General features: G+C 39.8%; 5 protein-coding genes. All 5 read right to left on the bottom strand.

The annotated features are described in order from the left end of the window. On the bottom strand, positions 1-1,057 hold a 1,057-nt coding region (locus AC6I5C_RS05875), incomplete at its 3' end, for a fibronectin type III domain-containing protein (protein WP_497904350.1). A gap of 430 nt (positions 1,058-1,487) precedes the next feature. Continuing rightward, positions 1,488-3,440, bottom strand: a complete 1,953-nt coding sequence (locus AC6I5C_RS05870) for a sialate O-acetylesterase (protein WP_497904349.1) — start codon at positions 3,438-3,440, stop codon at positions 1,488-1,490. A gap of 9 nt (positions 3,441-3,449) precedes the next feature. Next, the gene (locus AC6I5C_RS05865) at positions 3,450-4,979 is read right to left on the bottom strand and encodes an alpha-L-fucosidase (RefSeq protein WP_497904348.1); all 1,530 of its coding nucleotides are present in this window, start codon (positions 4,977-4,979) and stop codon (positions 3,450-3,452) included. Between the two features lie 9 nt (positions 4,980-4,988). Beyond that, positions 4,989-6,425 carry a cellulase family glycosylhydrolase gene (locus AC6I5C_RS05860; protein WP_497904347.1) on the bottom strand — a complete coding sequence of 479 codons (1,437 nt, stop codon included), beginning with the start codon at positions 6,423-6,425 and terminating at the stop codon, positions 4,989-4,991. Between the two features lie 17 nt (positions 6,426-6,442). Next, positions 6,443-8,689: a glycoside hydrolase family 3 C-terminal domain-containing protein gene (locus AC6I5C_RS05855; RefSeq protein ID WP_497904346.1), complete on the bottom strand. Its 2,247-nt coding sequence runs from the start codon at positions 8,687-8,689 to the stop codon at positions 6,443-6,445. Positions 8,690-8,733 lie beyond the last annotated feature (44 nt).

Below are 8,733 nucleotides of genomic sequence, written 5' to 3'. Positions count from 1 at the left end.
CCACAGGCGTCAAAGTTATTACCTCCAGTACCGTACTGGGTACAGAGGCATTGGTGGCCGCATCTATCGCGGTCACCGTAAAATCATAACTAGTAGAGGCCGCCAATCCTGTAACATCAAAAGTCAGCGCTCCTCCACTGAAACCGATGCTGACATCATCTTGGAATACCTCATAATCCACCACACCAACATTGTCCGTAGAAGCCCCCCAATTGATAGTCGCCCCTGTTTCTGTAACATTGGTCGCATTGAGGCCTGTGGGAGAGGTCGGCGCTTCGTTATCTGCAGACGTCAAAGTTGTTACCTCTAGTGCCGCACTTTCTATTGAAGAATTCCCAAAACCATCAATAGCTACAACCGTAAAATCATAGGAGGTATTTTCTATTAAACCTGTAACATTAAAAGTAAGTCCACCTCCACTTAATCCAACGCTCTCACCATCTTGAAATACTTCATAATCCACAACGCCAATGTTATCTGTTGCGGCTGTCCAATTAATGGTCGCCCCAGTTTCCGTAACATTCGTAGCATTAAGATTAGTAGGAGCCGTAGGGACCTCATTATCCACCAATAAAATACTGACATTATCAATCACCACCGAATTTCCAATTTGAGCACCAGACCAGGGAGCAGCGTACAGTCTTATAATAGGATTTGCATTATTGGCAACAAGAGTCCATGTATATTCAGTCCATCCAGGAGTAGTAATTAAAGTAGTTGTGAAGCCATTGAAACCAAACCAATTTGCAAAAGCTGGTTGAAAATTAGTTGGTCCTAAACGCGCCCAAATACTAATTTGATAGGTTTCACCAACAATAGCATTAAAAGTATAGTTCCCTTCCTTTCCAGAACCATTTGCAGTTGTAGCAGCAATACTTATCGCAAAATTTCCAGAAAAGGGATCATCTGTAATAGAAGTAATATTTGCATTGCCGTTCCATCCTGTGGTAGCATTTGCCTCATTTGAAATAGAAGCGGCATTTGCATCATCATGTAGGTTTTGACTAAAAGCAGACCATACAGACAAGTACAACAAAAAAACACAAAAATTTTTCATAGCCTAGATTAATTAAAAAAGATAATACGCCCCGATGAAGAAAAATATGCTATTAATCTTCTACTCTTCGGTGCTATTAATCTGTGCTTAAGAAGTCTGCATTATATCTAAAGGAGATACCCCCTAAGATACTCATATATGAGGTTTAATAAAAAATATTACTTTCTATTTCATAAAAAAACGACAAAATACAATTTAACACTACTAATATTACAACTAATTGACTTAAAGCATTTTACGGTTTAAAAATTAATTAAGAAACCCCTTAATTTAAATGTAAATACCTTTCAAAAAATGCATCAGAAAAGGTATAAAAATACTCTAAACACCCATTCTTTTTAGTTGGTGCTACTTTTAGCAAACAAAAAACCCGCTTCAACCTATATTGAAGCGGGTTTTAAATGTATTCATTATGGTCAACTGATGAACCTTAGTTCATCACTTCATATGTGCCATCTGCAGTAATGGTTTTCCAAGTATCGGACCTAAAAGGGGATGCTGGAAATCCTTCTTCATTATACAAATTGCAATCGCCGGCATCATCTGCCCATCCATACCTAATGGCAACAGGATTTATTACATTATTACAGTAAACAACCACCTTATCATCCTTGATATAAGCTTTGGCATAATAAAACTTTTGATCTTGTCCTGCAACCTCAAATCCTTTTACATAGCCATATCGGTCTGGAGTCATCAAACCACTACCTATATGCTCAAAAGTTACGGTAACCTGATTACCCTCCACTTGCATTGATTTATAAATAGGACTTTCACACACTATATTTTCACCGTATACATTGTGAAGAGCAATTGCCGCCAATCGCTTGCCCACATCCTGTTTATTTGTTGGGTGAATATCCTTGGCGTTACCAATATCTGTTGTCACACACATCGCTGTATTTGAAACAGTTTGAGCCGTGTAAGACTGAGCTTCCCTTAACTCGGCCCAACGACTTCCGCTATTGCTGTTTCCATTAAACTCGTTAAAGCTCGATAATTGCACAAAATAAAAAGGAAACTCACCTTGCCCCCAATGCTGTCTCCAATCGTTGATCATTAAAGGAAAACTCTTTTTGTACTGTTCAGCTCTATGAACATTTGCCTCCCCTTGATACCAAATAACACCTTGGAAACTATAAGGCATCAACGGATTCAGCATCGCGTTATACAATAATGAAGGATAATTATTAGGTGAAAATTCATAACGCACATCAATTACATTGAACTTCCATGCCCCTGCCAAAGAAATATCGATATCACCAACCGTAACTTTCAAATTTGCAGGGTCTCCATAAATTCCACCACCACCAACATAATCGGTAACTTTTACAGCCACTACATTGGTTCCTTTCTTTAGCACGCCTTTATCAACGCTGTACTTTCTGCTTACGTCATATTGACTGTTGCTCCCCACTTCTACGCCATTTACATAGGTAACATCAACATCATCAACTTTTGCCAAATTCAAAATAAAAGGTTTTCCAGCCAAATGAGCTGGTACTTCAAAGATTTTTCTAAACCAAACAATCCCATCCATATTAGGCAATTGTTGGTTTTCCCATGCATCTGGAAGAATCATTGTTGGCCAATTACTGTCGTTAAACTCTAGAGTAGTCACTTTGCCCAACTCTTCTTCATTTAATATTTTGCCTTGGATGCTTCCAATTTTCTTGGCTATAACTGCCTTTTGCTCTTTAATAACACCTTCCAAATCAAGGTCTGGAAGATTGGAAATATATTTACCAAATTCATCACTCTTTGACAAACCTTCCTTGCTCGTCCATGTCTCCACACAGGTTCCTCCCCAAGTGGTATTGATCAATCCAATTGGAACATTCAATTCTTTATACAGCTTTTTAGCAAAGAAGAAGCCCACGGCCGTAAAATCCCCAACATTATCACGATTGGAAACAGTCCAATTTCCTTGTTTTAAATGCGACTTTGGCTGGGCACTCATATCCTGTGCCACCAAAAACTGTCTGATTTGAGGATAGTCGGCGTCATTCATTTCCTGTTCGGCATTGGTAACACCACTCACAGCAAACTCCATATTGGACTGCCCGCTGCAAATCCATACTTCTCCAACCAAAATATTTTTGATTTGAATGGTATTCTTCCCCTTAATTATCATGGTGAATGGCCCTCCAGCTTTTTCCGCTTTCAATTCCAAAGACCATTTTCCATCCTTGTCCGCTTTGGTTTTAACTTTTTGTCCGTTAAAGGATACTTCTATTTTTTCATTGGCATCAGCCCATCCCCAAACAGGAATAGGTTTGTTGCGTTGCAAGACCATGTCATCTGCAAACAATAAAGGCATTTCAACCTTGGCATAGCCAAAAATGCTCAACAACAAAATAAAAGGCAATACAAACTTTTTCATGTTCCTTCGTTATTTTTTAGTTTCAATTTTAATTACAAATGCTTTGTCATCGATCGTTTCACTTGGTGTAGTCAACTTCAGGCCTTCTTCTTCAAGTGAAAAAGGAATATCTTGGTCCAATCCTAAAATGCTCACTTTTTCAATGGAAAGTCCATCTTCACCTAACACGTTTGACGTTACAGACGATAAGGTAATTGGCGTATCATTACCGGGCCAGCCCAGTACAATGGCATAAATAGTATTTCCTTTTTTGGTGTACCTCACATCCTGAGCTGTATAGGTTAATTTATCCAAAAACATCCCTGATTTCTCCTGCTTGGTTGGCCCTTCCCCAAACACTTTCCACGTTGAAGACCCGTAAATAGCCTCTCCGTTGGTGTTCAGCCAATCCCCAATAGTCAATAAAATTTCTTGTTGGTTTTCTGGAATGATGCCGTTTTCCATAGGAGAAATATTCAACATCATCGCACCATTTTTACTCACAATATCGGCTAACAGATCAATGATTTCATCGGCAGTTTTCAATCCCAAATCATGGGTATAACTCCAACTTCCTACAGACACCGTTTCATCGGTTAACCAATAATCTTCGGTAATCTTGTTCATACGCCCTTTTTCAAAGTCTTCTACACTCACCGATTTTGGTAACTCGCCTTCCTTATGGGTAATGACCACTTCTTGGTTACGAGCTAACGATTGATTGATATAATAGGCGGCAAATTCTTCTTTGTAGGTATCAGGGATTTTATCAAGCTTACCGTCAAAATAAATTAAATCTGGATGGTAGTTGTCAATTACTTCTTTTAATTCTGCCAACCAATTGCTGTAAAACACCTCTTTTTCAATGTTTCCATATAGAATGCTCAACTCAGGGTCATTAGAGGATGTTGGCATGTTTGGATTGTATGGAAAGTAAGAGGTATCATCCAACCATTTTGTAGAATCCTGCTGAAAAATCTGAAGGTTTCTGGCCTTGTGGAATGAGGTAACAAACTTCATTCCCTTTCCGTGGATAGCTTCACCTAATTCTCCAACAATATCGCGATGTGGCCCTTTATCCATAGAATTCCACGGATTGGTATCACTATCCCAATTGGACCACCCATCATGGTGCTCAGCTACGATTCCTGCGAATTTTGCCCCAGATTTTTGGAACAAGTCTGCCCAAGCTTCAGCATCAAACTGTTCCGCCTTGAACATGGGTACGAAATCATGATAACCAAATTCTGATGGTTCCCCGTAAGTTTCCACATGATGTTTGTTTTCCATACTACCTTCAACGTGCATCAATCTAGGATACCAATCGTTGGCAAATGCGGGTACCGACAATACCCCCCAATGGGCATAGATTCCAAACTTGGCCTCACGGAACCATTCCGGAGCTTCTTGGTAAGCTGATAAGGAATCCCAATTGGCAGCATAATGAGGTGTCGAAACTTCCTCTTTTTGAGGTCCCTTTTTACTGTTGTTACATGCTGTAAACACAAAGATAAGCACCAAAAGGCTGATGCTTATCTTTGTTAATCTAATCCTATTCATTGTTATCTTTTAATTATTCGTAACGGCATCAATGATATCTGGAAAGTACTCTTCTCCCGTAGTTCTGTTGAACAATCCCATTTGGTGATTATCAGGATATCCATTATCCCAAACCACTGGTACTAAACCATGATTTAAAGCAGCTTCTGTTGTTTTCTTGTAATAGTAGGCTCTGTAAACTTCTGCACCTTCCACTTCACCTCTATAACTAGCACCATATTCACCTAAAATGACACCTATACCTTGGTCCACAAAATTCGTCTGCATTTTAGTGAATTGGGTTTCCAACCAATCTTCATCACCCCATCCAGAAGTTGCAGAAGGATCTGTAGCAATTGCTCCCCATTGACAAACTTCGTCTGTGCTGACATCCAAAGTAAATTGATAAGGGTCGTAATAGTGTACTTCCATCAACATTCTATTTGCAACTGTATCTTCTGGAAGTACCGCAAAATTAACGGTGTGATCAATGTTAGTATTGAAGCCTTGAACCGTTAAATAACGGTAAGCATTTCTTCCTCCTGTGGCACGAACTGTAGAAATGAAAGTTTGATTGAAACTGTTTTGAACGGTATAATATTCTTCCGTTGGCGTTCCATAGTCGCCATCTACCATTACTTCATTAGATCCAGCAAATACCAAGTGGTAATCGTAATCTCTAAAATAAATGGCAATTTGCTGCCACATTTTAGCCAATCTGTCATTTACATAATCTTGATCCTCATAAGTAGGTTGCATCCAACCACCATCCCAGTGAAGATTCACGATGGCAAACATATCATTATCCAACACATAGTTAATCACTTCCTCTACACGGGTCAAGCCTTCATTGCTAATGGTATAATTATCATCTCCCTCTTGGATATAATTACTCCAAGCCACCGGAATTCTAATAGTATTGAATCCTGCAGCCTTAACTCCATTTATTAAATCTTGATTGATCAATGGATTTCCCCAAGCGGTTTCACCGCCTACTGCTTCCAAAGAATTACCAACATTCCATCCCAAGCCCATAACATCAGTTAACTGAACAGAAGTATACTCACTCATCTGACTTGAATCTGGAGCAATTGATAAAATTGAACCTGCCTGAGTCACTTGAATTTCTTGACTAGACTCCGAAGTATACACCTTGATAACAGCTGTACGATCTGTTTCCACATCGCTTACTGCAGCTTGAACTGTAACACTTCCATTACCCAAACTAGAAGAATTGGAAAGAGTCAACCAATCAGCCTCAGTATTTACTCCCCAAGTAATATTTGGAGAAGTTGACACATTAAAAGTTGCTTCTCCTCCGCTTGAAGGAAAACTCAGCTCATCAGTGCTCAAAGTAAAATTAACACTTCCTCCACTATCTTCATCGCTATCACTATTGCAGGAAGTAAAGCCTACCAGCATTATAATTAATGCCATAGCCTTAAAAATGCTATTAATTGTTTTCATAGTTAAAATCTTGAATATTAGTTAACTGTTATTGTTTGTTCTGCAACTATATTTCTTGAGGAGTTCCCCACTCGAATTTGGTAAGTACCTTTTTCAACTTCCCATGACTTGGTAGCTACATTATAGAATGCCAACTCTTTTACAGGAATTTGAACAGTTACCGTTTGAGAAGTCCCTGCCTTAACATCTACTTTGGCAAAACCTTTCAACTCTTGGGCTGCACGCTCAACTTTAGATTCCAGTTTAGAAACATACACTTGAACTACTTCCTTACCATCAACTACACCGGTATTATTTACAACTGCTTCTACTGAAATGGTTTCATTTTCTGTATAAGCCTCTGCATTTGTTTTTACACCAGAAATGGAAAAATCTGTGTACGACAATCCATATCCAAACGGATATAGAGGCGCTACATTTTTGGTATCGAACCAACGGTAGCCTACCAAAATACCTTCCTCATATTTTACCACATCGTCCCCTGGGAAGCTGTTAGTGGCATGTGCAGGAGAATCTTTTAAAGCCACTGGCATCGTCCAAGGCAATTTACCCGAAGGGTTGATGTTGCCCAATAACACATCTGCAAGTGCATTTCCACCTTCGGAACCGTTGAACCAACTCCACACCAAGGCTTTGGTGTTTTCACTCACATTTTTAATGTCGAAAGGCGCTCCAGCAATCATCACCACAATAGTATTAGGATTTACCTCCATTACTTTTTTGATCAACTCTTCTTGACCAAATGGCAAGTTCAAGTTTCTTCGATCTGAAGCTTCGGTTTCGTAATCTCTGTTAGACCCTGCAAAAATGATAGCCATATCAGAGTTTTTAGCAGCTGTTAAGGCTTCTTCCAACTTCGCTGGATCCAATTCATCCACCGTGATTGGGCCCTTTAAGGTTACTTCCTGTTTTTGGTCATTCTCATTTTTTGAGTAACGCTCCAAATACCCTTCGGCGTAGTTGATTTCAATACCTTCTGGCAATCTGTTTTTCAATCCTTCCAAAGGTGTTACCTCACGCTTAGTTTTTACACCAGCTCCAAATCCACCCAAAGCATTTTTCTTGGTTGCATTATTTCCAATAACCGCAATGCTTTTCAAACCTTCGGTTTTAATTGGCAACATATTGGCGTCATTTTTAAGAAGTACCACAGACTCCGATGCAATTTTATAAGCATCTTGAAAATGTGCTTCGGTATTAATGCTTCCAGTAGCACGTCCCTTATCGTCAATGCTCTTAAGCGTGTACATTACCTGCATAATTCTACGTACGGATTTGTCTACCTGAGCTTCGGCAACTTTTCCCGATTTTACTGCTTCAATCAAGGCATCTGCAAAGTAAAACTCATTGAATGGTTTTGGTGTTCCCATTTCAATATCAGTTCCATTCTCCAAAGCCTTTTTGGTATCATGAACCGCAGCCCAATCGGAAATAACGATTCCTTCAAAACCCCATTCGTCACGCAGGACTTTGTTCAGCATATAGTCATTTTCACATAAATAATCGCCTCTAAATTTATTGTAGGCTCCCATAAAACTATAAGCATGGGCTTCTTCCACAGCCGCTTTAAAAGCCGGCAAGTAAATTTCACGAAGCGTACGCTCGTCAATTTGAACGTCTACAAAATCACGATTGGTTTCTTGGTTATTGGCCGCATAGTGTTTAACACATGCTGCTACATCATTTTCCTGAAGCCCAACGATAAAAGGTACCGTCATTTTTTTGTTCAAAAACGGATCCTCGGTGAAATATTCGTAGGTTCTTCCTCCAAGCGGTGTACGAATAATGTTAATGGCTGGCGACAATAACACATCCTTATCTCTTGCAATGGCCTCTTCCCCTACGCTGTTTCCAAATACATAACTCAACTCAGGATTCCAAGTTGCCGCTACCCCACCACCCGCTGGGTAGTACGTCGCGAAGTCATTGTCCCAACCAGCAGCTGACCAGTTGTCTTTTGAGATTTCTTCTCGAACTCCCAACGGCCCATCGGCCATGGTCAATTCTGGCACTCCCAAACGCTCCACGGCAGCCGTGGCAAACATGGTGCTTCCGTGCAACATGCCTACTTTTTCTTCCAAAGTCATTTGTGCCATCAACGAATCGATTTTAGCATCGAATTCGTGGGTTACCGGTTTCCCTTTATAGGTGGTCTCCACTTTGGCACTCTCGGCCACTACTGGCTCGGATGTCTTTTCTTCCTTACATGAAGTTGCCAACAAAGACGCTGCAACAACAGAGGTATATATTAATTTGTGTTTCATGTATAATATCTATTATTCTATTTGAACTGACGATGTCTCTAAAT

The sequence above is a fragment of the Mangrovimonas sp. sgz306409 genome, assembly GCF_059735265.1.
This window is presented reverse-complemented; position numbering and strand designations above follow the sequence as displayed.

Excerpts from the sequence above, each read along its gene's own strand:
- AC6I5C_RS05855 (WP_497904346.1), bottom strand. The coding sequence starts at position 8,689 with ATGAAACACAAATTAATATATACCTCTGTTGTTGCAGCGTCTTTGTTG.
- AC6I5C_RS05870 (WP_497904349.1), bottom strand. The coding sequence starts at position 3,440 with ATGAAAAAGTTTGTATTGCCTTTTATTTTGTTGTTGAGCATTTTTGGC.
- AC6I5C_RS05865 (WP_497904348.1), bottom strand. The coding sequence starts at position 4,979 with ATGAATAGGATTAGATTAACAAAGATAAGCATCAGCCTTTTGGTGCTT.
- AC6I5C_RS05860 (WP_497904347.1), bottom strand. The coding sequence starts at position 6,425 with ATGAAAACAATTAATAGCATTTTTAAGGCTATGGCATTAATTATAATG.